At 59.1% G+C, this 23,988-nt stretch carries 21 protein-coding genes and 1 pseudogene; 11 read left to right on the forward strand and 11 right to left on the reverse strand.

Features of this window, described 5'->3' with window-relative positions; genetic code table 11:
* Positions 1-115 precede the first annotated feature (115 nt).
* On the reverse strand, positions 116-1,153 hold the full coding sequence (gene mreB / locus E3W21_RS23400; protein WP_002555108.1) for a rod shape-determining protein MreB: 1,038 nt from the start codon (positions 1,151-1,153) through the stop codon (positions 116-118).
* Between the two features lie 214 nt (positions 1,154-1,367).
* Between mreB and gatC the strand changes: the two genes are divergently transcribed.
* The 6 genes from gatC to E3W21_RS23430 all read left to right on the forward strand — a co-directional run bounded on the left by gatC (position 1,368) and on the right by E3W21_RS23430 (position 6,592).
* Positions 1,368-1,655 carry an Asp-tRNA(Asn)/Glu-tRNA(Gln) amidotransferase subunit GatC gene (gatC, locus tag E3W21_RS23405; protein WP_008026876.1) on the forward strand — a complete coding sequence of 96 codons (288 nt, stop codon included), beginning with the start codon at positions 1,368-1,370 and terminating at the stop codon, positions 1,653-1,655.
* 16 nt (positions 1,656-1,671) lie between these two features.
* Positions 1,672-3,123 (forward strand): Asp-tRNA(Asn)/Glu-tRNA(Gln) amidotransferase subunit GatA, encoded by a 1,452-nt coding sequence (gatA, locus tag E3W21_RS23410; protein ID WP_129438508.1) that lies wholly within the window; start codon positions 1,672-1,674, stop codon positions 3,121-3,123.
* A 10-nt stretch (positions 3,124-3,133) separates the two neighbouring features.
* On the forward strand, positions 3,134-4,579 hold the full coding sequence (gene gatB / locus E3W21_RS23415; RefSeq protein ID WP_134422012.1) for an Asp-tRNA(Asn)/Glu-tRNA(Gln) amidotransferase subunit GatB: 1,446 nt from the start codon (positions 3,134-3,136) through the stop codon (positions 4,577-4,579).
* A 149-nt stretch (positions 4,580-4,728) separates the two neighbouring features.
* Positions 4,729-5,103 carry a septal ring lytic transglycosylase RlpA family protein gene (locus tag E3W21_RS23420; protein WP_134422013.1) on the forward strand — a complete coding sequence of 125 codons (375 nt, stop codon included), beginning with the start codon at positions 4,729-4,731 and terminating at the stop codon, positions 5,101-5,103.
* 50 nt (positions 5,104-5,153) lie between these two features.
* Positions 5,154-6,215, forward strand: coding sequence for a calcium/sodium antiporter (locus tag E3W21_RS23425; RefSeq protein ID WP_134422014.1), 1,062 nt, complete (start codon positions 5,154-5,156; stop codon positions 6,213-6,215).
* On the forward strand, positions 6,212-6,592 hold the full coding sequence (locus tag E3W21_RS23430; protein WP_134422015.1) for a carboxymuconolactone decarboxylase family protein: 381 nt from the start codon (positions 6,212-6,214) through the stop codon (positions 6,590-6,592). The genes E3W21_RS23425 and E3W21_RS23430 overlap by 4 nt, the downstream gene beginning before the upstream one ends.
* Positions 6,593-6,687: 95 nt before the next feature.
* Here the strand turns inward: E3W21_RS23430 and E3W21_RS23435 are convergent, their stop codons facing one another.
* The 5 genes from E3W21_RS23435 to kdgD all read right to left on the reverse strand — a co-directional run bounded on the left by E3W21_RS23435 (position 6,688) and on the right by kdgD (position 13,324).
* The gene (locus E3W21_RS23435; protein WP_134422016.1) at positions 6,688-7,629 is read right to left on the reverse strand and encodes an AEC family transporter; all 942 of its coding nucleotides are present in this window, start codon (positions 7,627-7,629) and stop codon (positions 6,688-6,690) included.
* A gap of 156 nt (positions 7,630-7,785) precedes the next feature.
* On the reverse strand, positions 7,786-9,339 hold the full coding sequence (gene garD, locus E3W21_RS23440; protein WP_134422017.1) for a galactarate dehydratase: 1,554 nt from the start codon (positions 9,337-9,339) through the stop codon (positions 7,786-7,788).
* Positions 9,340-9,350: 11 nt separating this feature from the next.
* The gene (locus E3W21_RS23445; RefSeq protein WP_134422018.1) at positions 9,351-10,712 is read right to left on the reverse strand and encodes an MFS transporter; all 1,362 of its coding nucleotides are present in this window, start codon (positions 10,710-10,712) and stop codon (positions 9,351-9,353) included.
* Between the two features lie 182 nt (positions 10,713-10,894).
* Complete coding sequence (locus E3W21_RS23450) at positions 10,895-12,340, reverse strand: aldehyde dehydrogenase family protein (protein ID WP_134422019.1); 1,446 nt, start codon at positions 12,338-12,340, stop codon at positions 10,895-10,897.
* Between the two features lie 72 nt (positions 12,341-12,412).
* Entirely contained in the window at positions 12,413-13,324 is a 912-nt protein-coding gene (gene kdgD / locus E3W21_RS23455; protein ID WP_046045831.1) for a 5-dehydro-4-deoxyglucarate dehydratase, read from the reverse strand.
* A 238-nt stretch (positions 13,325-13,562) separates the two neighbouring features.
* Here kdgD and E3W21_RS23460 point away from each other — a divergent pair, with 238 nt between their 5' ends.
* Together E3W21_RS23460 and E3W21_RS23465 are read left to right on the forward strand one after the other, a co-directional pair.
* On the forward strand, positions 13,563-14,879 hold the full coding sequence (locus E3W21_RS23460) for a phospholipase (protein ID WP_129438523.1): 1,317 nt from the start codon (positions 13,563-13,565) through the stop codon (positions 14,877-14,879).
* Between the two features lie 14 nt (positions 14,880-14,893).
* Positions 14,894-15,085 carry a hypothetical protein gene (locus E3W21_RS23465; RefSeq protein ID WP_134422020.1) on the forward strand — a complete coding sequence of 64 codons (192 nt, stop codon included), beginning with the start codon at positions 14,894-14,896 and terminating at the stop codon, positions 15,083-15,085.
* A 166-nt stretch (positions 15,086-15,251) separates the two neighbouring features.
* Here E3W21_RS23465 and E3W21_RS23470 read toward each other — a convergent pair whose 3' ends face one another.
* The 4 genes from E3W21_RS23470 to E3W21_RS23485 form a co-directional block, all read right to left on the reverse strand.
* Positions 15,252-16,001, reverse strand: coding sequence for a FadR/GntR family transcriptional regulator (locus E3W21_RS23470; RefSeq protein WP_046045828.1), 750 nt, complete (start codon positions 15,999-16,001; stop codon positions 15,252-15,254).
* Between the two features lie 188 nt (positions 16,002-16,189).
* Positions 16,190-17,917: an ABC transporter ATP-binding protein/permease gene (locus E3W21_RS23475; RefSeq protein WP_134422021.1), complete on the reverse strand. Its 1,728-nt coding sequence runs from the start codon at positions 17,915-17,917 to the stop codon at positions 16,190-16,192.
* Between the two features lie 97 nt (positions 17,918-18,014).
* Positions 18,015-18,581, reverse strand: coding sequence for a response regulator transcription factor (locus tag E3W21_RS23480; RefSeq protein ID WP_134422022.1), 567 nt, complete (start codon positions 18,579-18,581; stop codon positions 18,015-18,017).
* Positions 18,574-19,836 (reverse strand): ATP-binding protein, encoded by a 1,263-nt coding sequence (locus E3W21_RS23485; RefSeq protein ID WP_046045825.1) that lies wholly within the window; start codon positions 19,834-19,836, stop codon positions 18,574-18,576. The genes E3W21_RS23480 and E3W21_RS23485 overlap by 8 nt, the downstream gene beginning before the upstream one ends.
* Positions 19,837-20,199: 363 nt before the next feature.
* Here E3W21_RS23485 and E3W21_RS23490 point away from each other — a divergent pair, with 363 nt between their 5' ends.
* On the forward strand, positions 20,200-20,916 hold the full coding sequence (locus E3W21_RS23490; protein WP_134422023.1) for an SIMPL domain-containing protein: 717 nt from the start codon (positions 20,200-20,202) through the stop codon (positions 20,914-20,916).
* A gap of 310 nt (positions 20,917-21,226) precedes the next feature.
* Here the strand turns inward: E3W21_RS23490 and E3W21_RS23495 are convergent, their stop codons facing one another.
* A complete protein-coding gene (locus E3W21_RS23495) occupies positions 21,227-21,577 on the reverse strand; it encodes an NIPSNAP family protein (RefSeq protein ID WP_129438533.1) in 351 nt (116 codons plus the stop codon).
* A 145-nt stretch (positions 21,578-21,722) separates the two neighbouring features.
* Between E3W21_RS23495 and E3W21_RS23500 the strand changes: the two are divergent.
* Both E3W21_RS23500 and E3W21_RS23505 read left to right on the forward strand, forming a co-directional pair.
* A pseudogene (locus E3W21_RS23500) lies at positions 21,723-22,043 on the forward strand (ABC transporter substrate-binding protein); the annotation flags it as partial.
* 259 nt (positions 22,044-22,302) lie between these two features.
* The gene (locus E3W21_RS23505; RefSeq protein ID WP_134422024.1) at positions 22,303-23,928 is read left to right on the forward strand and encodes an ABC transporter substrate-binding protein; all 1,626 of its coding nucleotides are present in this window, start codon (positions 22,303-22,305) and stop codon (positions 23,926-23,928) included.
* The last annotated feature ends 60 nt before the right edge of the window (positions 23,929-23,988 follow it).

Below are 23,988 nucleotides of genomic sequence, written 5' to 3' on the forward strand. Positions count from 1 at the left end.
CTTTATTCATACGGCATCAAACCGGCCTGGATGCAGACTGACAGAAGATAAACGCCAACAGGCAGCACTGCAAAGTGCTGCCTGCGCGCCAACAGCATAGATGCGTCGGGCGAGATCACTCGCTCGACAGCAGGTCCATGGTGTGTTTATCCATCATTTCCAATGCACGGCCACCGCCGCGAGCAACGCAGGTCAGCGGATCTTCCGCGACGATTACCGGCAGACCGGTTTCCTGGGCCAGCAACTTGTCGAGGTCACGCAGCAAGGCGCCACCACCGGTCAGTACCAGACCACGCTCGGCGATATCGGAAGCCAGTTCCGGAGGCGATTGCTCCAGTGCACTTTTCACAGCCTGAACGATGGTGGCCAGGGACTCTTGCAGAGCTTCCAGCACTTCATTGGAGTTCAGGGTGAATGCGCGTGGAACGCCTTCGGCCAGGTTACGGCCACGAACGTCGACTTCGCGAACTTCGCCGCCCGGGTAGGCAGTACCGATTTCCTGCTTGATGCGCTCGGCAGTGGATTCGCCGATCAGGCTACCGTAGTTGCGACGCACGTAAGTGATGATCGCTTCGTCGAAGCGGTCGCCGCCAACCCGTACGGACTCGGCGTAAACCACACCGTTCAGGGAGATCAGCGCGATTTCAGTGGTACCGCCACCGATATCGACAACCATCGAGCCGCGAGCTTCTTCAACCGGCAGGCCGGCACCGATCGCAGCAGCCATTGGCTCTTCGATCAGGAACACTTCACGGGCACCGGCACCGAGGGCCGATTCACGGATGGCACGACGCTCAACCTGGGTGGATTTGCACGGAACGCAGATCAACACACGAGGGCTAGGCTGCAGGAAGCTGTTTTCGTGAACCTTGTTGATAAAGTATTGCAGCATCTTTTCGCAGACGCTGAAGTCGGCAATCACGCCGTCCTTCATCGGACGAATGGCAGCAATGTTGCCCGGCGTACGGCCGAGCATGCGCTTGGCCTCGGTGCCGACAGCAACGACACTTTTCTGGTTACCGTGTGTCCGAATAGCCACAACCGAGGGCTCATTCAGGACGATACCGCGCTCGCGCACGTAAATAAGGGTGTTGGCAGTGCCCAGGTCAATGGAAAGATCGCTGGAAAACATGCCACGCAGTTTCTTGAACATGGGAAAGGGACCCTAGGCAACGCGTGGGTAAAAAAGTGCGGCAAACTCTAACAACGACAGGGATTTTGGGCAAGGCGCCAATATGTTAAATTGGCCGCTTTTCTGTGCACCAACCCCCACAATCGCGGCCTTATGACCGTAGAAATGCGGTAGTGTTCCGACAATCTAACACACGGATAGCATCCGTTCTGTTTTCCTTCCACTGGAGAATCCCATGACGCTTGAACGCTCCGACGTGGAAAAAATCGCTCATCTGGCCTGTCTTGGCCTTAATGATGCCGATCTTCCACACATCACTTCGGCCCTGAACAGCATTCTGGGACTGGTCGACGAAATGCAGGCGGTCAATACCGACGGTATCGAGCCGCTCGCCCACCCACTGGAAGCCAGCCAGCGCCTGCGTGCAGACGTCGTGACCGAGACCAATCATCGCGAGGCCTATCAGTCCATCGCACCAGCGGTCGAAAACGGCCTGTACCTGGTTCCGAAAGTCATCGACTAAAGGGAAAGAGCCTGCAATGCATCAATTGACTCTGGCCGAGATCGCCCGCGGACTCGCCGATAAAAAGTTTTCTTCCGAAGAGCTGACCAAAACCCTGCTGGCGCGTATCGCCCAGCTCGACCCTCAGCTCAACAGTTTCATCAGCCTCACCGAAGACCTGGCGCTCCAGCAGGCGAAAGCCGCTGACGCACGCCGGGCCAATGGTGAGAGCGGCGCCCTGCTCGGTGCGCCGATCGCCCATAAAGACCTGTTCTGCACCCAGGGCATCCGCACCAGCTGCGGATCGAAGATGCTCGACAACTTTAAAGCACCGTACGACGCCACCGTGGTCGCCAAGCTGGCCGCCGCGGGTGCCGTGACCCTGGGCAAGACCAACATGGACGAATTCGCCATGGGTTCGGCCAACGAGTCGAGCTACTACGGCGCAGTGAAAAACCCGTGGAACCTGGAACACGTGCCCGGCGGTTCGTCCGGTGGTTCGGCCGCAGCCGTTGCCGCTCGTCTGTTACCGGCCGCCACTGCCACCGACACCGGCGGTTCGATCCGCCAGCCGGCCGCGTTTACCAACCTGACCGGCCTGAAACCGACGTACGGTCGCGTTTCGCGCTGGGGCATGATCGCTTACGCCTCCAGTCTCGATCAGGGCGGCCCATTGGCGCGCACTGCCGAAGACTGCGCCATCCTGCTGCAAGGCATGGCCGGTTTCGACCCGCAAGACTCCACCAGCATCGACGAGCCCGTGCCTGATTACAGCGCCGGCCTCAACGGTTCGCTGCAAGGCCTGCGCATTGGCGTTCCTAAAGAGTATTTCAGCGCCGGTCTCGACCCGCGCATTGCCGAGCTGATCCACAACAGCGTCAAGGAGCTGGAAAAGCTCGGTGCCGTGGTCAAGGAAATCAGCCTGCCGAACATGCAACACGCGATCCCTGCGTATTACGTGATCGCCCCGGCAGAAGCCTCTTCCAACCTGTCGCGTTTCGACGGCGTACGTTTCGGCTACCGCTGCGAAGACCCGAAAAACCTGGAAGACCTGTACAAGCGTTCCCGTGGCGAAGGTTTTGGCCCGGAAGTGCAGCGCCGGATCATGGTCGGCGCCTACGCGTTGTCCGCCGGTTACTACGACGCTTACTACCTGAAGGCGCAGAAGATTCGCCGTTTGGTGAAGAACGACTTCATGGCTGCCTTCAATGAGGTCGACATCATCCTCGGCCCAACCACGCCAAACCCGGCCTGGAAGCTTGGCGCCAAGAGCAGCGACCCGGTTGCTGCGTACCTGGAAGACGTCTACACCATCACCGCCAACCTCGCCGGTCTGCCGGGCTTGTCCATGCCAGCCGGTTTTGTCGACGGCCTGCCGGTCGGCGTGCAATTGCTCGCCCCGTATTTCCAGGAAGGTCGCCTGTTGAACGTTGCCCACCAGTATCAGCTCAACACTGACTGGCACACCCGCACCCCAACCGGCTTCTGAGGAGAAACACATGCAATGGGAAGTCGTGATCGGGCTGGAGATTCACACCCAGCTCACCACCCGGTCGAAAATCTTTTCCGGTAGCTCCACCACTTTCGGTTCCGAGCCGAACACCCAGGCCAGCCTGGTTGACCTCGGTATGCCCGGCGTATTGCCGGTACTGAACCAGGAAGCGGTGCGCATGGCGGTGATGTTCGGTCTGGCCATCGATGCCGAGATCGGCCAGCACAACGTGTTCGCCCGTAAAAACTATTTCTACCCGGACCTGCCCAAGGGCTACCAGATCAGCCAGATGGAATTGCCGATCGTTGGCAAAGGCCACCTGGACATCGCACTGGAAGACGGCACGGTCAAACGCGTCGGCATCACCCGCGCGCACCTGGAAGAAGACGCCGGTAAAAGCCTGCACGAAGAATTCAGCGGTGCCACCGGTATCGACCTGAACCGTGCCGGCACGCCGCTGCTGGAAATCGTTTCCGAGCCGGACATGCGCAGCGCCAAGGAAGCCGTGGCTTACGTCAAGGCTGTCCACGCGATGGTCCGTTACCTGGGCATTTGCGACGGCAACATGGCCGAAGGCTCGCTGCGTTGCGACTGCAACGTGTCGATCCGTCCAAAAGGCCAGGTTGAATTCGGCACGCGCTGCGAGATCAAGAACGTCAACTCGTTCCGTTTCATCGAGAAGGCAATCAACACCGAAGTGCAGCGTCAGATCGAACTGATCGAAGACGGCGGCAGGGTGATCCAGCAGACCCGCCTGTACGATCCGAACAAGGACGAAACCCGTCCGATGCGCAGCAAAGAGGAAGCCAACGACTACCGTTACTTCCCCGATCCGGACCTGCTGCCGGTGGTCATCGAAGACTCGTTCCTCGACGACGTGCGCGCCACCCTGCCGGAATTGCCACCGCAGAAACGCGAGCGCTTCCAGGCGCAGTTCGGTCTGTCGGTCTATGACGCCAGCGTCCTGGCCACCAGCCGCGAGCAAGCCGATTACTTCGAGAAAGTCGTGAGCATCGGCGGCGACGCCAAGCTGGCGGCCAACTGGGTGATGGTTGAACTGGGCAGCCTGTTGAACAAACAGGGCCTGGACATCGACCAGTCGCCGGTCTCGGCCGAGCAACTGGGCGGCATGCTGCTGCGCATCACCGACAACACCATCTCCGGCAAGATCGCCAAGGTTGTGTTTGAAGCCATGGCCAACGGCGAAGGCAGCGCGGGCGAGATCATCGACAAGCGCGGCTTGAAGCAAGTGACCGACACGGGCGCGATCTCGGCAGTATTGGACGAGATGCTCGCGGCCAACGCCGAACAGGTTGAACAATACCGCGCGGCAGACGAAGCCAAACGCGGCAAAATGTTCGGCTTCTTCGTCGGCCAGGCCATGAAAGCCTCCAAAGGCAAGGCCAACCCGCAACAGGTCAACGAACTGCTGAAAAGCAAGCTCGAAGGCTGATGAGAATGGAGCCAGATTTAACGCCTGGCTCAAATCCCTGTGGGAGCGGGCTTGCTCGCGAAAGCGGTGTATCAGTCAACATTGATGTTGGATGTGATGCCCCCTTCGCGAGCAAGCCCGCTCCCACATTTGTATGTGGAAACCTTCGAATGAAACGCTTCCTCAGTACCTGTGCCCTGCTCTCTCTGCTGGCCGGTTGCGCCAGTACCGACACCATCGATCCACACGGCTATGACAAGACCGGCGTTGCCTCGTATTACGGCGCCAAACACCAAGGTAAACGCACCGCCAGTGGCGAGCGTTTCAACAAGAATTCCCTGACCGCCGCCCATCGCCAGTTGCCCTTTGGCACGCGAGTGAAGGTCACCAATCTGAACAACGACAAGTCCTGCGTGGTTCGCATCAACGATCGCGGGCCGCACACCCGTGGGCGTCTGATCGATGTTTCACATGAAGCGGCCGAACAACTGGGTATGCTCAGTAGCGGCACCGCGAAGGTTCGCGTGCAAGCCCTCGACGACTGATAGACGGAGCGCTGACCATTTTCGGACTTGCCGATTTACCCCTGATCAGCGTGATTGAATTGCTCAGCGGCTTGCTGTTGCTGATCGCCGGCGCCGAGTTGATGGTGCGCGCCGCCGTGCGCCTCGCCGCGCGCCTGCATGTACGGCCGCTGATTATCGGCCTGACCATCGTCGCCCTCGGCAGCAGCGCACCGCAGATGGCAGTCAGCCTGCAAGCCACCCTGGCGCAGAACGCCGACATCGCCGTCGGCAGCGTGATCGGCAGTAGCATCTTTAACATTCTCGTCACCCTCGGACTCTCGGCGCTGATCATCCCGCTACGGGTTTCACGGCAACTGGTGCGCCTGGATATTCCGCTGATGATCGGCGCCAGCCTGCTGGTGTTCGTATTGGCGTGGAACGAAGAACTGACCCGCGTCGATGGCGTGATGCTGCTCTCGGCACTGGTGCTGTATCTGGGCCTGCTGCTGCGCCAGTCGCGACACTCGACCCGTCCGCAATCGACGACCCACGAAGTCCCGCAAGCGCCATGGCTCAGCAGTCTGCTGATGATCTTCGTGGGTTTGGCGATGCTGGTCTACGCCGGGCACTTGCTGTTGGGCGCGGCGGTTTCGGTCGCGACCGATCTGGGATTGTCGGAGCGGATCATCGGCCTGACCATCGTCGCCGTCAGCACCTCCCTGCCGGAACTGGCCACCTCGTTGATCGCCGCGTTGCGCGGTCAGCGCGACATCGCCGTGGGCAACGTGATCGGCAGCAACCTGTTCAACCTCTTGGGCGTGCTGGGCTTCACCGCGTTGATCGCGCCATCGCCGCTGTCGGTGTCGCCCAACGCCCTGGATTTTGACTTGCCGGTGATGCTCGGCGTCGCGGTGGTGTGCCTGCCGGTGTTCTATTCCGGTTACCGGGTGACCCGCGCCGAAGGTCTGATGTTTTTGGGTTTGTATCTGGCTTACGGTCTGCACGTGGTGTCGTTCACCACCGGCATGCCGCTGGCCGGCAAGCTTGAACACCTGATGCTGTTTTTTGCACTGCCGGCGCTGGTGGCGTTCTTACTGTTCACGTCGCTGCGCGCCTGGCGTCGCCAACACCACAATAAGGAATTGCCATGACCGATGATAAAAAGCCTGGGGTTGAAGTCCGCCGCCAAGTGATGGGCGACGCCTTCGTCGACCGCGCGCTGGGCAATGCCACCGAGTTTACTCAACCGCTGCAGGATTTCGTCAACGAGCACGCCTGGGGCAGCGTCTGGAACCGCGAAGGTTTGCCATTGAAAACCCGCAGCCTGATCACCCTCGCCGCGCTAACCGCCTTGAAGTGCCCGCACGAATTGAAAGGCCACGTGCGCGGCGCGCTGAACAATGGCTGCACCGTGGAAGAGATTCGTGAAGCACTGCTGCATTGCGCGGTGTATGCCGGTGTACCGGCGGCCATCGATGCGTTTCGCGCGGCGCAGGAAGTGATTGATACCTACCAAAAACCTGAATAATTTGTAGGAGCTGCCGAAGGCTGCGATCTTTTGATCTTCAACACTTTCGAACACCCCGAAAAATAAGATCAAAAGATCGCAGCCTTCGGCAGCTCCTACATCCATCCGCCCAATTGCAATACGAAGATCCCGAGGTTGGTGGTAACCGCCGCCATCAACGTGGTGATCACGATGATCGCTGCCGCCAGTTCATGATTGCCATTGGCCTGACGGGCCATGACAAAACTGGCCGCGGCGGTCGGGCTGCCGAAGTACAGAAACAGAATCCCCAACTCCGCACCACGAAAGCCCCAGAGCCACGCCCCCAGTGTCGCCAGCACCGGCAGGCCGATCATCTTCACCAGGCTTGAACTCAGCGCCATGTTGCCGCTTTTGCGCAGGGCCGCCAGCGACAGCGTGCCGCCAATGCAGATCAGCGCCAATGGCAGGGTGGTTTGCGCCAGGTATTGACCGGACGTCTCCAGCCATCCCGGCAAGCTGATCTTGAAGTAGGCAAACGGCGCCGCCGCAAACACGCTGATGATCAGCGGATTGACCATCACACTTTTGCAGATACTCCAGGGGTCGGACTTGATCACCGGGCTGTACACCGCCAGCACAATGGTCGAGAACGTGTTGTAAAACAGGATGACCAACGCCGCGAGAATCGCACCGAGGGAAATCCCGTAGTCGCCGTACATGCTCGCCGCCAATGCGAGGCCGATCACCCCGTTGTTGCCGCGAAAGGCGCCTTGGGTATAAATCCCCCGATCTTCCCGCGGGCACTTCCAGATCGCCCAGCCCCAGGCGATGGCAAAACACACCAGCGTCGCCAGCGAGAAATAGATCAGCAGCGCCGGTTGCAACGCGGCGTGCAGGTCGGCATGCAGGATGCCCAGAAACAGCAACGCCGGCATGGTGACGTTAAACACCAGGGCCGACGCGGTGTGGATGAAGTTGTCGTTGATCCAGTCGATGCGCTTGAGCAGCGCACCCAGAAACAGCATGGCAAACACCGGCGCGGTGATGTTCAGGGTTTCGAGGAAGATAGCCAGCATGCCGGGGATAACCTTGGGTGAGCGTCGTTAGGGGGCTAATGATAAGCCACTAGGGACTCCGCCGTCTGATAGACCGCTTTCGCGAGCAAGCCCGCTCCCACAGGGGAATGCATTTCAAATGTGTGGGGCTTGCTCGCGAAGAACGATAACGCGGTTTCAGGTGATTGGCGCCGGGTTAAACAGGGTGATGTCGTTATGCAGCTTGTGCTTCTCCGCCCAGGTTTGCTTCTTGCCGCTGGCCACATCCAGGTAGTAGTGAAACAACTCCCAGCCGAGGTCTTCAATCGAAGCCCGCCCGGTCGCAATCCGTCCGGCATCGATGTCGATCAAGTCCGGCCAGCGCTGCGCCAGCTCGGTCCGGGTCGACACCTTCACCACCGGCGCCATCGCCAACCCATACGGCGTGCCACGTCCGGTGGTGAACACGTGCAGATTCATCCCCGCCGCCAGTTGCAACGTCCCGCAGACAAAATCACTGGCCGGGGTCGCACAGAAAATCAGGCCTTTGCGCTTGAAGCGCTCACCAGGACCCAGCACCCCGTTGATCGCGCTGCTGCCGGATTTGACGATCGAGCCCAGGGACTTCTCGACAATGTTCGACAACCCGCCCTTCTTGTTGCCCGGTGTGGTGTTGGCACTGCGATCCGCCTCACCCTTGGCCAAATAGCGGTCGTACCAGTCCATTTCCCGCACCAGTTCCAGGGCAACCTCCTCGGTCTCCGCGCGAGAAGTCAGCAGGTAAATCGCATCGCGCACTTCGGTCACTTCGGAAAACATCACCGTCGCACCGGCCCGCAACAGCAAGTCCGAGGCAAAACCCAGCGCCGGGTTCGCAGTGATGCCGGAAAACGCATCGCTGCCACCGCACTGCATACCGAGAATCAGCTCGGACGCCGGCACGGTTTCCCGGCGACGCTGATCGAGCTTCTTCAAACGTGTTTCGGCCAACGCCATGATCTGCTCGATCATCTCGGTGAAACCGTGACTGGAATCCTGCAAGCGATACAGCCACGGATCGCTCAAATCCACCGAGCTGTCGTTCTCGTGCATCACCTGCCCGGCCTGCAATTTCTCGCAGCCCAGGCTGATCACCAGCGCTTCGCCACCCAGGTTCGGGTTGCGCGCCAGGTTGCGCACGGTACGAATCGGGATGTACGCGTCAGTCGCGGTAATCGCCACGCCACAGCCGTAGCTGTGGGTCAGCGCGACCACGTCATCAACGTGCGGATACTTGGGCAGCAACTCGTCCTTGATGCGCTTGACCGCATGGTCCAGCACGCCGGTGACGCACTGAACAGTCGTGGTAATCCCGAGAATGTTGCGTGTGCCGACGGTGCCGTCGGCGTTGCGATAACCTTCGAACGTGAAGCCTTCCAGCGGTGCCTGCGCCGCCGGCACTTCGGTGGACAGCGGCAAGCTGGCCAGCGGTGGCGCGGTGGGCATGCGCAGTTGATCTTCCTTGACCCAGCTGCCGCGCGGAATCGGCTGCAACGCGTAGCCGATGGTCTGACCGTAACGAATCACCTGGCCACCCTCGGGAATATCCTCAAGGGTGACCTTGTGGCTCTGTGGCACGAAATCCACGGTGACCAGGCCGTCCGGAAACTCGGTACCGGCCGGCACGCCTTGGTCATTGACCACGATCACTACGTTGTCCCGCTCGTGCAGGCGGATGTAGCGCGGCGAGTCGGAATGTTCAATCAACTGCATGACGCCGCTCCTCAGGAATGCGCTTGAGACAATTTGTTATGGGTTTCAGGACCGCTGACTGGCGGTTCCTTGAGTACCACACGTTTGATCGGACCGACGATTACCAGGTAGCTGAACACCGCGACCAGGGCGTTGCAACCAACAAACACCAGTGCCCATTTGAACGAACCGGTGGAGCTGATGATGTAGCCGATCACGATTGGCGTGGTGATGGAGGCGATGTTGCCGAACATGTTGAACAGGCCGCCACTCAAACCGGCGATCTGTTTCGGCGAGGTGTCGGACACCACCGCCCAGCCCAGTGCGCCAACGCCTTTACCGAAGAATGCCAGGGCCATGAAGCCGACGACCATCCATTCGATGTCCACGTAGTTGCAGGCCACGATGCTGCTGGAGACCAGCAAGCCAGCAATTATCGGCGCCTTGCGGGCGAAGGTCAGGGAATGGCCCTTGCGCAGCAGGTAGTCGGAAATCACGCCGCCGAGCACGCCACCAATGAAGCCGCAGATCGCCGGCAACGAGGCAATGAAACCGGCCTTGAGGATGGTCATGCCGCGTTCTTGCACCAGGTACACCGGGAACCAGGTCAGGAAGAAGTAGGTGATGCCGTTGATGCAGTACTGCCCCAGATACACGCCGAGCATCATGCGGTTGGTCAGCAACTGGCGGATGTAGTCCCACTTCGGACCGTCGACCTTTTTGCCTTTGTCCTGGTCCATGTCGACCATGCCGCCGTTGTCGGCGATGTGTTTGAACTCGGCGTCATTGATCATCGGATGCTGACGCGGGCTGTGGATAACCTTCAGCCAGATCCCCGAGAAGATGATGCCGATCACGCCCATGACGATAAACACGTGCTGCCAGCCGAAGCTGTAAACGATCCACCCCATCAGCGGCGCAAACAGCACCGTGGCGAAGTATTGCGCCGAGTTGAAAATCGCAGACGCCGTACCGCGTTCGGCGGTCGGGAACCAGGCCGCAACGATGCGCGCGTTACCGGGGAAGGATGGCGCTTCGGCCAGGCCCACCAGGAAGCGCAGCATGAACAGCGCAACCACCGCCGTGGACATGCCGAACTCACCGACATAGCCCTGCAACACGGTGAACAGCGACCAGGTGAAGATGCTGAGCGCGTAGATTTTTTTCGAGCCGAAACGGTCCAGCAGCCAGCCACCGGGAATTTGCCCGGCCACGTAGGCCCAACCGAATGCAGAGAAGATGTAACCGAGGGTGACCGCGTCGATGCCGAGGTCTTTTTGCAGGCTGGAGCCCGCGATGGCGATGGTAGCCCGGTCGGCATAGTTGATCGTGGTCACCAGAAAAAGCATGAGCAAAATCAAATAGCGGACGTGGGTCGGCTTGGTCGCTTGCATGTAGATGTACTCCCACTGATTATTTTTATGCGCGGGTGAAACGGGTGCATTCCCTGTAGGAGCTGTCGAGTGCAACGAGGCTGCGATCTTTTGATCTTTAAAAGCAAAGATCGCAGCCTCGTTGCACTCGACAGCTCCTACAGGGGGTTGCGGTGTTCGGTTGAGCCGGACACCGCGATGTATCAGGAGCCGATGTAGCTGGTCTTCACCACGGTGTAGAACTCTTGCGCATAGCGACCTTGCTCGCGGGAGCCATAGGATGAACCTTTACGCCCACCGAATGGAACGTGGTAATCCACGCCCGCCGTCGGCAGGTTGACCATCACCATCCCGGCCTGGGAGTGGCGCTTGAAGTGGTTGGCGTACTTCAACGACGTGGTGGCAATGCCCGCCGACAGACCGAATTCGGTGTCGTTGGCCATGGCCAGCGCAGCCTCGTAATCCGCGACGCGAACCACGTTGGCCACCGGGCCGAAGATCTCTTCGCGGCTGATACGCATGGCGGCTTCGCTGTCGGCAAACAGGGTTGGCGCGAGGTAATAGCCTTCGGTATCGCAGGTCACCAGACCGCCGCCGCTGACCAGACGTGCACCTTCGGACTGACCGATGTCGATGTACTTCATGTCCTGTTCAAGCTGTGCTTGCGAGACGACCGGACCGATGTCGGTGCCAGCTTTCAGCGCGTGACCGACCTTGATCGACTTCATGCGCTCAGCCACGGCTTCGACGAACTTGTCGTGAATCCCGGCGGTGACGATGAAGCGGCTCGAGGCAGTGCAACGCTGGCCGGTGGAGTAGAACGCGCTCTGCACCGACAGCTCGACCGCTTGCTTGAGGTCGGCGTCGTCGAGAATGATCTGCGGGTTCTTGCCACCCATTTCTAACTGAACCTTGGCCTGGCGCGACACGCAGCTGACCGCGATCTGACGACCGACACCCACGGAACCGGTGAAGCTGATGCCGTCGACTTTCGGGCTCTGAACCAGCGCATCGCCAACCACTCGACCGCTGCCCATCACCAGGTTGAACACGCCGGCGGGGAAGCCTGCGCGGGAGATGATTTCGGACAGCGCCCAGGCGCAACCCGGCACCAGATCGGCCGGTTTCAGCACGACGCAGTTGCCGTAGGCCAGGGCCGGGGCGACTTTCCACGCAGGGATCGCGATCGGGAAGTTCCATGGCGTGATCAGACCGACCACGCCCAGCGCTTCGCGAGTCACTTCGACGTTCACACCCGGACGCACCGACGGCAGATAGTCGCCGGACAGACGCAGGCATTCACCGGCGAAGAACTTGAAGATGTTACCGGCGCGAGTCACTTCGCCGATGGCTTCGGGCAGGGTCTTGCCCTCTTCCCGAGCCAGCAAGGTGCCGAGCTCTTCGCGGCGAGCGAGGATTTCGCTGCCGACTTTATCCAGCGAATCGTGGCGGGCCTGAATGCCCGACGTGGACCAGGCCGGGAACGCGGCGCGAGCGGCGTCGATGGCGGCGTGGACCTGCGCCAGATCGGCTTTGGCGTATTCGCCAATGGTGTCGGTCAACTCCGACGGGTTGATGTTGGTGGAGTAGTCGGCGCCGGCAACCCATTGGCCACCGATGTAGTTGTCGAAACGCTTTGAATCAGCCACAGGCTTTCCCCTTAAAAGAAGTCCTCACACAAAAAGCCGCTGATCACTCAGCGGCCTTGTTAATCAGGTGTGTTACTGCGCACCTTGCTTGTCGATCAGTGCGGCGAGCATTTCGTACTCTTCGCCCGTCAGATCGGTCAGCGGCGCACGCACAGGACCTGCGTCATAGCCGACAATTTTTGCCCCGGCCTTGACGATGCTCACCGCGTAACCGGCTTTGCGGTTACGGATGTCCAGGTACGGCAGGAAGAAGTCGTCGATGATCTTGCCGACAGTGGCGTGATCTTCGCGGGCAATCGCGTGGTAGAAATCCATCGCGGTTTTCGGGATGAAGTTGAACACCGCCGAGGAGTAAACCGGTACGCCCAATGCCTTGTAGGCTGCGGCGTAGACTTCGGCGGTCGGCAAACCGCCCAGGTAGCTGAAGCGATCACCGAGGCGACGACGGATCGACACCATCAACTCGATATCGCCCAGGCCATCCTTGTAGCCGATCAGGTTCGGGCAGCGCTCAGCCAGACGCTCCAGCAGCGGCGCGGTCAGGCGGCAGACGTTGCGGTTGTAAACCACCACGCCGATTTTTACCGATTTGCACACGGCTTCAACGTGGGCGGCAACGCCGTCCTGGCTGGCTTCGGTCAGGTAGTGCGGCAGCAGCAACAGGCCTTTGGCGCCCAGACGCTCGGCTTCTTGTGCGTATTCGATGGCTTGACGAGTCGAACCGCCAACGCCGGCCAGAATCGGCACGCTGGTTTCGCAGGTGTCGACAGCAGTCTTGATGATTTCCGAATATTCGCTGGCCGCCAGAGAGAAGAACTCACCGGTGCCGCCCGCGGCGAACAATGCCGAGGCGCCGTATGGGGCCAGCCATTCGAGACGTTTGATGTAGCCCGCGCGATGGAAGTCGCCCTGAGCATTGAAATCGGTAACCGGGAAAGACAGCAGACCGGAAGAGAGGATGGACTTCAGTTCTTGTGGATTCATTATTCGAACACCCTGGATAGCGACGTATGTGTGTGAGAAAACCGTTCAGCCTTCGCCGAAGTTGTAGGTCATCGTACAACTTAAATAATAACCGTCAACTGCATTTCATCGCCAACCGCAGAATTTGAGTCGGAAAGGTATTTTCTTGACGTAGGAAATTTCTCATCTATGATCCAGATAACTGTATATGCATACAGTTATTTTTTGATCGTACCGACGACATATCAAGGAGATAGAAATGTCAGGTCTACACGCACAATCGAAGGAAAAACCGAAACAGGTTATTGCCGAACTGGATGATCTTTTTACCGAGCATGGCATCCCTCTCATCGGGAATAACCCACATGTGATCTTGCAGATTGCTGATCATCACAGCTCTACGCCTCCCCCTCCCGCGCCTCTGCCCACAGCCTCCGGCAATGCCCTGAAAGGCAAGCCACAGCTGAGGTTCGAGGGTGGCGAACACACCGCCATCGGCGACAGCACACTGCTGCGCTTCATCAAGGACGCACCGGCTATCCCCGCTTCGCAGGTGGAACTGCATCTACCCAATGGGCTGGCGCTAACCTATGGCCAGGTCATTGCGCTGGGGGGTGATTTCTATGGAATTCCCGATCAACCGATCAGCGAAGGCGCGACAGGCGCTGACCGAATCCAGCGTTTTACCAACGCCTTCAACTCGCTGGCCGTGCTGCCTGCTGCTAACGCTGAAGCCAAGCTGATCCTCGGCGTGATGCAAAAGGAAATCGCCGCGATCAAGCAGGCGATCAAGGACGGTAAACAACCTCACGAAGCCTATGACGCCCTCGGTGATACGTTGTCAGAAGAGTGGAACAAGATCACCGGCGGCGGCAGTGTCGTCTCGGCGCTGTTCCCATTTGGCCGCTACCTGAAACTGGCCGCCAACAATGCCGATCACTTCGCCGAATGGGCGCTGCTGGCCTATATCGCCGGGCACACCGCAGCGGTGCAACAAGCGGTGCTGGCCCACACCAGCGGCGATGAAAAGCAGCTGGAGCTGGCCTATGCGATGAACGCTTTTGCCGATCACTACCTGACCGACCTGTTTTCCACCGGCCACCTGCGAGTGCCGCGCAAACAATTGGCAGCGGTGGTCACGCCCAGTGATCTGGGTTCGTTAATCACGCGCTTCATGCACGACGAAGACAGCAAGTTCGGCCTCAATGTGCGCAATGGCAACGGCGATCAATGGCACGCGTATGGGGACAAGCGCTACTTCGACGACCTCTCCAGCGCCAATCGCATCCAGGTGAATCAGGCGGTTCAGGTGTCTGCGGATGAAGTGTTCGCGGCTTATCTCAGCGGAATCGCCCCATCGGCCGGCCAATTCGGCGCCTTGAAAAAGATGCCTGATCTGCAAGCCGTACTGAACCTGGCGACCAACTTCTCGCCGCTGTTCAGGGTCGAGGGCAACAAGGTGCTGCGACGCAAGGACGTCAACAACCTGAACGACACCGCCACCGTCGATGACTGGTGGGGCTGGAGCACTTATTTGCTGCTCAAGGATTACAAACCCACTGGCAACGTTGCCTGATAAGGAGATCGATGATGACTATCAAATTGAAGCTGGAACTGGCCTCGGGCCAATCACTGAAGGGTGCGCCGTTGGAGTTGTTGGCCAAGGGAGTGCCGATTGCTCGGGCGGTGCTGGGTGAACAAGGCGAGGTGATGTTCGATGCCAGGCCCGGAACCGCACAACTGGCGGTGCGGGTGGATCGGACGATACTGAAGACTCGCTGATGTTATAGCGAGAAGGCTGCCGGCCCCATCGTCGGAACGCCGCCCGGACCAAGCTCGCTCCCACAGGAATCTGTGTGCGACGCAAAACACTGTGGGAGCGAGCTTGGTCCGGGCGGCGTTCCGACGATAGCGTCCTGTCAGGCAATGCATTACTCGACAGCAGAAACTACCCCCGCTGAGCTTCTGCCTCTTCATGGGCATGGCGCAACCGCTCACGGCTATTCGTCAAATGCAACCGCATCGCCGCTCGGGCCGCATCCGAATCCTGACGGGCAATCGCATCGTAAATTTCTTCGTGCTCTCGGCTCAGACGATTCATGTAGTGCTGTTGGTCGTCATGGGCCAGGCGCGCGGAGTTAAGCCGTGTACGCGGAATGATGCTAGTGCCCAGGTGGGTCATGATGTCGGTGAAATAGCGGTTGCCCGTCGCCAGGGCGATTTGCAGGTGGAACTGGAAGTCGGACGCCACAGCATCGCTGGCATGGGAAACACTTTCATTCAACGCATCCAGCGCCGCGCGCATCAATGCCAGCTGCTCGGGGCTGCGGCGTTGCGCAGCAAGGCCGGCGGATTCCACTTCGAGGCTGATGCGCAGTTCCAGAATCGCCAGCACGTCACGCAGCGTGACCACGGTCGCCGGGTCGATACGGAAACCGCTCGGGCTTGGGGTGTCGAGCACAAAAGTACCGATGCCGTGGCGGGTTTCAACCTGCCCGGCCGCCTGCAAACGGGAAATCGCTTCGCGCACCACGGTGCGGCTGACGCCATGGGCATCCATGATCGCCGACTCGGTGGGCAACTTGTCGCCACGCTTGAGGTGACCGTCGCGGATCTGCTCGGACAGCACCGTCACCAGTTCCTGAGCGAGGCTGCGGCGCTTGCGAGGGAGGCGTGGTGCGTCGATCGGGTTTTCCATGGTGAACGTCTTTCTCGAAAGTTGCGGCTGAAACCGCATCATAGCTCAACGCGGTTGTACGATCACCGTCGGCGAACGCCGGCCCCTGTGGGAGCGAGCTTGCTCGCGATGGCGGAGTGTCAGACACCTTCATTCTGAATGTCAGACCGCCATCGCGAGCAAGCTCGCTCCCACAGGGGTTGTGGTGTTTATGCGGTCACGGTCTGGTCCACCAGATGCCCATTCTCGATACGAACATGCCGTGGATGGAAGCGCTTCAGGCTGCTGCGATGCCCGACGCTGACAATGCTCAACCCCGGAATCTCATCGATCAAGGCCTGATACAGCGACGCTTCGTCCTCCTCGTCCATCGCCGAGGTCGCTTCGTCCATGTACAGCCATTGCGGTGCATACAGCAGCGCACGAGCGAAGGCCAGGCGTTGCTGCTCACCCGGCGACAACATGCGCTGCCAGTGATTGGCTTCGTCCAGACGGGCAACGATATGCGGTAAACGGCAGGCTTCCAGCACATGAACGTAGCGTTCGTGCGGATATGTATCGCCAGACTGTGGATAACTCAGCGCTTCACGCAACGTGCCAATCGGCAGATAGGGTTTTTGCGGCAGGAACAAATAACGCGCCGCCGGCAGACGAATGCTGCCGTGGCCAGCCGGCCACAGATGCCCCATCGCCCGCAGCAAGGTCGACTTGCCGCTGCCGGAACGGCCGCTGAGCATGACGCGCTCGCCCTCTTCCACAGTCATGTCGGCGCTGGTCAGCAGATGACGGCCATCCGCCAGGTCGAGGCCGAGGTTGTGCATCTTCAACGCTGAACCTGAATTCTGCACGTCGATGGCCGGCGCCCGCTCTTCGTTGTCGGTCATGGCCTGGCGGAAACTCAGCAGTCGATCACAGGTGGCGCGCCACGCGGCGAGATTCTGATACGCACTGATAAACCAGCTGAAACTCTCCTGCACGTTGCCGAACGCCGAACTGATTTGCATCAGATCGCCGAGTTCGATCTTGCCAGCGAAGTAACGCGGTGCCGCGACCATGAACGGAAAGATGATAGCGGCCTGGCTATAACCGGCGGTGAAGAACGTCAGACGCTTGGACACCTTCATGATGTCCCAGAAGTTGTGCCAGACCATCCCGAAACGGTAGCTCAAGCGACGGTTTTCATTGGGCTCGCCGTTGTACAGCGCAATGCTTTCGGCGTTTTCGCGAATCCGCACCATGGAAAAACGCAGGTCGGCTTCGAAACGTTGTTGTTGGTTGTTCAAACCGATCAAGCGACGACCAATCAAATGCGTCAGCCAGCTGCCGATCACGGCATAGACCAGCACACACCAGAACATGTAGCCGGGAACGGTGAAACCGAACACTTCGATACTGCCCGACACGCCCCACAGAATGATCGAGAACGACACCAGGCTGACAATGTTGCGAAGCAAACCAATGCCCAGTTCCAGGGTGTTCGAGGTGAAGTTGTTGAGGTCTTCGGAAATCCGCTGGTCCGGGTTATCGGTGTAACCGCCCTGTTCCAGCTGGTAGTAATTCTTGTTGCCGAGCCAGCGGGCAAAATGCTTTTCGGTGAGCCAGGCTCGCCAGCGGATGGTCAGCATCTGGGTCAGATAGAGCCGGTAGACGGCACCGATGATTGCCACCGCCGCAATCCCGCAGAAATACAGGATCAGCCGCCAGAAGGCCGCCTCGTCCTTTTGTTGCAGGGCGTTGTAAAAATCCTTGTACCAGGTGTTGAACCACACCGAGATCCCCACGCTGACCAGCGACAGCGCGATCACAGCGATCAGCAACGTCCAGGCCTTGCCCTTCTCTTCACTGCGCCAGTAAGGCGTGATCATCGCCCAGACTTTGCGAAAAAACTGCCCGCGCACAGCATCGTTGACCGCGGAATATTCAGCGTTCTGATTCATGGATAAGGCTCGATAAAGAAAAGAACACACACGAACCGATCATAGATGATCGGTTCGGTTTGTCGCGAGGAGCGGCCCGCATTCGTTCAGCGCAGGTTCAGCGACGAACGGGACGCTTCTGCAGTTTGCGCTGCAGCGTGCGGCGGTGCATGCCCAGGGCGCGGGCAGTCGCGGAGATGTTGCCTTCGTGCTCGGTCAGCACACGCTGGATGTGTTCCCACTGCAGGCGATCCACCGACATCGGGTTTTCCGGCACCAGCGTGTCGAGGTCGGCGTGCTCGGAGAGCAGCGCAGCCAGCACGTCATCGGCGTCCGCCGGTTTGCACAGGTAATTGCAGGCACCGCGCTTGATCGCCTCGACGGCGGTGGCAATGCTCGAATAACCGGTGAGGATTACCACGCGCATTTCCGGGTCCAGTTCAAGGAGCTTGGGCAACAGCACCAGGCCGGAATCGCCGTCCATTTTCAGGTCCAGCGCGGCGTAGTCTGGCAGGTCAGCCTGAGCGATGGTCAGGCCTTCTTCGGCGGAACCGGCGGTGCTGACGCGAAAGCCGCGGCGGGCCATGGCACGGGCCATCACCCGGGTAAACGTTGTGTCGTCGTCGACCAGCAGCAAATGCGGCAGTTCTTCGCCTTCGCCTTCGACTTGGATCTCGTCACTCATGTTCGTCTCCTCGGGCGACACGGGGCAGGCGCAGCTCGGTGAGCGTGCCGCCTTCCTCATGACTGTAGAGTTTCACTGAGCCGCCGGCGCGTGTCACGCTGGCCTTGCTCAAAAACAGGCCCAGGCCGAAACCTTTGCCCTTGGTGGTAAAAAACGGCTTGCCGATCTGCTCGGCGATGGCCAGCGGCACACCGGCGCCGTGGTCGCGAATGCTGATGGTCAAATCCTCGGCATTCCAGTCCAGCGTCACTTGCAGCCCTTCGGGGCAAGCGTCGGCGGCGTTGTTGAGCAAATTCAGCAGCGCCTGGGTCAGATCCGGTGGCGGCGCCATGCGCGGCACGGTGCCTTGGCCCAGTCGCTGGAAGCGATAACTGGCTTCCGGGCGCATCAGGTGCCAGCGGTTCAGCGCTTCGTCGAGCCAATCAGTGACGTCCTGCATCTCCACTGCCAAGCGGCGATTGGCCTCGGCGGCGCGCACCAGTTGCTGCAAGGTTTCCTTGCAGAGTTTGACCTGATCCTGCAGCACGCTCAGGTCGTCCTGCAACATCGGGTCGTGATGGTCCTGACGCATTTCCTTGAGCAACACGCTCATGGTCGCCAGCGGCGTGCCCAGTTCATGGGCCGCACCGGCGGCCTGGGTGGCGACGGCCAGCAGTTGCTGATCACGCAGGCCCTCTTCGCGACGGATGGCGCGCAGTTCTTCCTGACGGCGCAGCTCTTCGGCCATGCGTGCGGCGAAGAAGGTGATGACCGCCGCGGCCAGGGCGAAACTCAGCCACATCCCGTAAACCTGCAGGTTTTCCCGAGCGATCGGGAAGGTTTGCAGCGGATAGAAGCGGGCCAGCAGCAGGGTGTACATCGTCAACGCGATACCGGACAGAATCACCGAATAACGCCACGGCAAGGTCACGGCGGCGATGGTCAGCGGCACCAGGTAATAAGAGACGAAAGGGTTGGTCGAGCCGCCGGAGAAATACAGCAAGGCACTGTGGATAAACAGGTCGCAAGCCAGTTGCACGGCGTATTCGAGTTCGGTAACCGGCCATGAGGTGCGCAAGCGAATCGCCGTGAACGCGCACAGCAACATCGAGCAACCCAGGGTCGCGGCCAGTTGGAACCAAGGCAGCGGCAGCAAGTTGAGCCAGTAGGCCAGGCCCACGGAACCGGCCTGAGCGGCCAACACCAATGTACGGATGAACGTCAGCCGCCAGAGATTCTGGCGAGTTGCGGAAGTGATTTGAACGGGGGCGAGCATGAGCTCTCCTGATGAGCGCTCCAGGCGGATCGCACGGAGTATAACCAAGCACGGGGGCTGGCAGGCAAAAGTGCGGCAAACGGCCACAGCCTATTGGCCGACACGCATCCCTTGTAGCAGCTGCCGAAGGCTGCGTTCGGCCGCGAAGCGGTCGTAAAACCTGAGACCTCATTCCTTCATGCAAAACGCGTCAGCCCAATGGCGACCGCTTCGCGCTCGAACGCAGCCTTCGGCAGCTGCTACAAGAGATCGCGTTGATCTGTATAGAAGTTGTAACTGTGCGAACCGGATCATAAAAGCTAGAGTCTGATGGTTTCACGCAGGCTCGGACCCTAACCCCTGCGCATCGTCCAAGGAGTTTTCATGCACAGTTTCCGCCGCAGCGCCGCCCTTCTTGCCCTTAGCGTTGGTACCGTCGCCAGCCTCCCGGCCCTGGCCGCCGACGAACTTCATTACAACCAGATCGCCCTGCGCGCCGAAGTCAGTCAGGAAGTGGCCCGCGACCTGATGATCGTGACCCTCTACACCGAAGAACAAAACACCGACCCGGCCAAACTCGCCGCCGACGTCAGCACCACCATGAACAAAGCGCTGGCCCAGGCCAAACAGGTCAAAGACATCACCCTGCGCCAGGGCAGCCGCAACAGCTACCCGATCTACGACACCAAGGGCCAGAAAATCACCGGCTGGCGCGAACGCGCCGAACTGCGCCTGGAAAGCTCCGACTTCGCGGCACTGTCGAAGTTGACCGGCGAACTGCTCACCGACCTGAAAATGGGCGGCATGGACTTCGCCATCGCCACACCAACCCGCAAGGCCAGCGAAGATGCGCTGCTTAAAGAAGCCGTGACAGCCTTCAAGGCCCGTGCTCAATTGGCGACCGACGCGTTGGGTGGCAAGGGTTATAAGATCGTTAACCTGAACTTGAACAGCAACGGTTATCCACAGCCGTACATGCGTGGGCCGATGATGATGAAAGCCGCCGCCATGGACTCCGCACCAGTGACCCCGGAAGTTGAAGCCGGCACCAGCCAGGTCAGCATGACGGCGGATGGAGCGATTGAAGTGTTGATGCAGTGATTCGATAACACGGACACAGAAACGGCGATCACCGAAGTGATCGCCGTTTTTTATTGCCTGGCGGAAGCTGGGGTGGGTCTGATGACTTTGTGGTGATTGATCCGCCGTCATCGCGAGCAGGCTCGCTCCCACATTTGATCTGTATCGTGCACACAATCCATGTACACACTCGATCCCTGTGGGGGCGAGCCTGCTTCGGGCGGCGTTGCGACGATGAACGCTAACGCGGTCTATACCGGATCGATGGTGTCCAGCACACGGTTCACCGACTACCCCGTGATTGTTAGTGAATGGCTACGCTGATTGAGCATCAGCCCTGGTTAGATTTACGGGAAGCTCTGATGGTATCAATCGCATCTTGAGTGAGCGCCATAACTGTCTTTGTACTGACTTCAATTCGGCTGATGATGCCTGCTCTCGGACCTTGCTTCCACTCAGTACTTGAGTAAAAAAGATCTTGAGAAGCTTGGCGATGGCTCTCGCTCTCATAGGAGCGAATCAAATGATAGCTATCATCGTCATGCAAAGAGCCGCCATAAGAAACGACATCCACACCCGCCTTTAAATGAAGCGGAACGCTTACTTCCTGCATTATTCGATGGAAATCCAGTCCTGATCCCGGTTTCAAGGTGTACATCAGGATTTCAACAACTCGAGTCATTCCAAATCTTCCATGTGGGATTTCAAGCTCCTGCCTTACGAGCATGCATCCCTCGCCTATATCTAACGAGGGATTTGTGCTCACTTACCTGCCGCCGACATGGACCTGAACAAAACGATCAAGAGCGTAGACAAAATCGACGACCATAGATGGCTGGACGGGCGACAACGGCGACCCGGATAACTGGCTCGGCGTGCTCTACAGCTGCGCCGCGGTGAAAGGTAGCAACTACGCCAAGTGGTGCGACCCGGCGTACGACAAATTGATTCAGCAAGCCAAAGTGTCCACTGACAAACAGCAACGGGTCAATTTGTACCAACAGGCACAACAAATCCTTAAACAACAAGTACCTATCACACCGATTGCGAACTCGACGGTGTTCCAGCCGCTGCGCAAGGAAGTCACCGACTTCAAGATCAGCCCGTTCGGCCTCACACCCTTCTATGGCGTGGGTATAAATAAGTAACACCTCGCTCCAACCGGGTGCGCCAGGCGCCCCGGCCGCCCTCTGTAGGTGCGCGATTTGCACTGAAAAAAACCTGCGCAAACGGTCAAATGCTCCTGAATTTATACATATGCGACATTAAGGTACGTTCGTGCCACTGTTTAAGACTTGTGGCCGCTCCGGATCTTGCAATGGGTATGGCCCCTGCATAAGTATCCGCAGGCACGACTCACGAGGTCGTCCTCTAATTCCAAAAATGACAACAAATCATGAGGCCACCATGCTTAAACACGCGGTCATTCCGTTTTTAGTCGGCGCAGGCTTGTTAGCCTCCGCACCTTTCGCCCAAGCGGCGACTAACCTGGTGTTTTGCTCCGAAGGGAGCCCGGCCGGTTTTGATCCTGGTCAGTACACCACCGGAACCGACTTCGACGCCTCTGCAGAAACCATGTTCAACCGCCTGACTCAGTTCGAGCGCGGCGGCACCGCCGTTATTCCTGGTTTGGCGACCAAATGGGACATCTCCGATGATGGCCTGACTTACACCTTCCACCTGCGTGAAGGCGTCAAGTTCCATACCACCCCGTACTTCAAGCCGACTCGTGAGTTCAACGCCGACGACGTGCTGTTCACCTTTAATCGCATGATTAACAAGGATGATCCGTTCCGTAAGGCGTACCCAACCGAATTCCCGTACTTCACCGACATGGGGATGGATACCAACATCACCAAGATCGATAAAGTCGACGACAAAACTGTCAAGTTCACCCTGAAAGACGTCGACGCCGCGTTCATCCAGAACATGGCCATGAGTTTCGCTTCCGTCCAGTCCGCCGAGTACGCCGCCCAGCTGCTCAAAGAAGGCAAAGCCGCCGACATCAACCAGAAGCCGGTCGGCACTGGCCCGTTCGTGTTCAAGAGCTACCAGAAAGACTCCAACATCCGTTACACCGGCAACAAGGACTACTGGAAGCCTGACGACGTCAAGATCGACAACCTGATCTTCGCCATCACCACCGACCCGTCGGTACGTATCCAGAAGCTGAAGAAGAACGAGTGCCAGATCACTCTGTTCCCACGTCCGGCCGACCTGAAGGCTCTTCAGGAAGACAAGACTCTGAAAGTGCCTAACCAGGCTGGTTTCAACCTGGGTTACATCGCCTACAACGTGATGGACAAGATCAAGGGCAGCGATCAGCCAAACCCGATGGCCCAACTGAAAGTGCGTCAGGCACTGGACATGGCCGTCAACAAGCAGCAGATCATCGACTCGGTTTACCAGGGTGCAGGTCAACTGGCGGTCAACGCCATGCCGCCAACCCAGTGGTCTTACGACACCACCATCAAGGATGCGCCGTACAACCCTGAGAAAGCCAAGGAGCTGCTCAAGGAAGCCGGCGTCAAGGAAGGCACCGAGATCAACCTGTGGGCGATGCCGGTGCAGCGTCCGTACAACCCGAACGCCAAGCTGATGGCTGAAATGCTGCAGTCCGACTGGGCCAAGGTTGGTATCAAGGCCAAGATCGTGACCTACGAGTGGGGCGAGTACATCAAGCGCTCCAAAGGCGGTGAAAACGGCGCGATGCTGATTGGCTGGAGCGGCGACAACGGTGACCCGGACAACTGGCTGAACGTGCTGTTCGGCTGCGATTCTCTGGAAGGCAACAACTTCTCCAAGTGGTGCGACAAGAAGTTCGACGGCATCGTGAAAGAAGCCAAGCACACGACCGATCAGTCCAAGCGCACCGAACTGTACAAACAGGCGCAACACGTCCTCAAAGACGCCGTTCCAATGACACCTATCGCTCACTCGACGGTGTTCCAACCCATGCGCGACAACGTGCAGGACTTCAAGATCAGCCCGTTTGGCTTGAACTCCTTCTACGGCGTCAGCGTCAGCAAATAAGGTTTTGCAGCGGCGACGTTTTTGACGTCGCCGTTGTTTTATCTGCCGAGAAAGTAGGAA

This window comes from Pseudomonas sp. F01002 (genome assembly GCF_004402115.1).
Classification (GTDB): Bacteria; Pseudomonadota; Gammaproteobacteria; order Pseudomonadales; family Pseudomonadaceae; genus Aquipseudomonas; species Aquipseudomonas frigoris.

What these genes read in the sequence shown, in the direction of transcription:
- mreB (WP_002555108.1), bottom strand. Translation starts at nt 1,153, where the DNA reads ATGTTCAAGAAACTGCGTGGCATGTTTTCCAGCGATCTTTCCATTGAC.
- gatC (WP_008026876.1), top strand. Translation starts at nt 1,368, where the DNA reads ATGACGCTTGAACGCTCCGACGTGGAAAAAATCGCTCATCTGGCCTGT.
- gatA (WP_129438508.1), top strand. Translation starts at nt 1,672, where the DNA reads ATGCATCAATTGACTCTGGCCGAGATCGCCCGCGGACTCGCCGATAAA.
- gatB (WP_134422012.1), top strand. Translation starts at nt 3,134, where the DNA reads ATGCAATGGGAAGTCGTGATCGGGCTGGAGATTCACACCCAGCTCACC.
- E3W21_RS23420 (WP_134422013.1), top strand. Translation starts at nt 4,729, where the DNA reads ATGAAACGCTTCCTCAGTACCTGTGCCCTGCTCTCTCTGCTGGCCGGT.
- E3W21_RS23430 (WP_134422015.1), top strand. Translation starts at nt 6,212, where the DNA reads ATGACCGATGATAAAAAGCCTGGGGTTGAAGTCCGCCGCCAAGTGATG.
- E3W21_RS23435 (WP_134422016.1), bottom strand. Translation starts at nt 7,629, where the DNA reads ATGCTGGCTATCTTCCTCGAAACCCTGAACATCACCGCGCCGGTGTTT.
- garD (WP_134422017.1), bottom strand. Translation starts at nt 9,339, where the DNA reads ATGCAGTTGATTGAACATTCCGACTCGCCGCGCTACATCCGCCTGCAC.
- E3W21_RS23445 (WP_134422018.1), bottom strand. Translation starts at nt 10,712, where the DNA reads ATGCAAGCGACCAAGCCGACCCACGTCCGCTATTTGATTTTGCTCATG.
- kdgD (WP_046045831.1), bottom strand. Translation starts at nt 13,324, where the DNA reads ATGAATCCACAAGAACTGAAGTCCATCCTCTCTTCCGGTCTGCTGTCT.
- E3W21_RS23460 (WP_129438523.1), top strand. Translation starts at nt 13,563, where the DNA reads ATGTCAGGTCTACACGCACAATCGAAGGAAAAACCGAAACAGGTTATT.
- E3W21_RS23465 (WP_134422020.1), top strand. Translation starts at nt 14,894, where the DNA reads ATGACTATCAAATTGAAGCTGGAACTGGCCTCGGGCCAATCACTGAAG.
- E3W21_RS23470 (WP_046045828.1), bottom strand. Translation starts at nt 16,001, where the DNA reads ATGGAAAACCCGATCGACGCACCACGCCTCCCTCGCAAGCGCCGCAGC.
- E3W21_RS23475 (WP_134422021.1), bottom strand. Translation starts at nt 17,917, where the DNA reads ATGAATCAGAACGCTGAATATTCCGCGGTCAACGATGCTGTGCGCGGG.
- E3W21_RS23480 (WP_134422022.1), bottom strand. Translation starts at nt 18,581, where the DNA reads ATGAGTGACGAGATCCAAGTCGAAGGCGAAGGCGAAGAACTGCCGCAT.
- E3W21_RS23485 (WP_046045825.1), bottom strand. Translation starts at nt 19,836, where the DNA reads ATGCTCGCCCCCGTTCAAATCACTTCCGCAACTCGCCAGAATCTCTGG.
- E3W21_RS23490 (WP_134422023.1), top strand. Translation starts at nt 20,200, where the DNA reads ATGCACAGTTTCCGCCGCAGCGCCGCCCTTCTTGCCCTTAGCGTTGGT.
- E3W21_RS23495 (WP_129438533.1), bottom strand. Translation starts at nt 21,577, where the DNA reads ATGACTCGAGTTGTTGAAATCCTGATGTACACCTTGAAACCGGGATCA.
- E3W21_RS23505 (WP_134422024.1), top strand. Translation starts at nt 22,303, where the DNA reads ATGCTTAAACACGCGGTCATTCCGTTTTTAGTCGGCGCAGGCTTGTTA.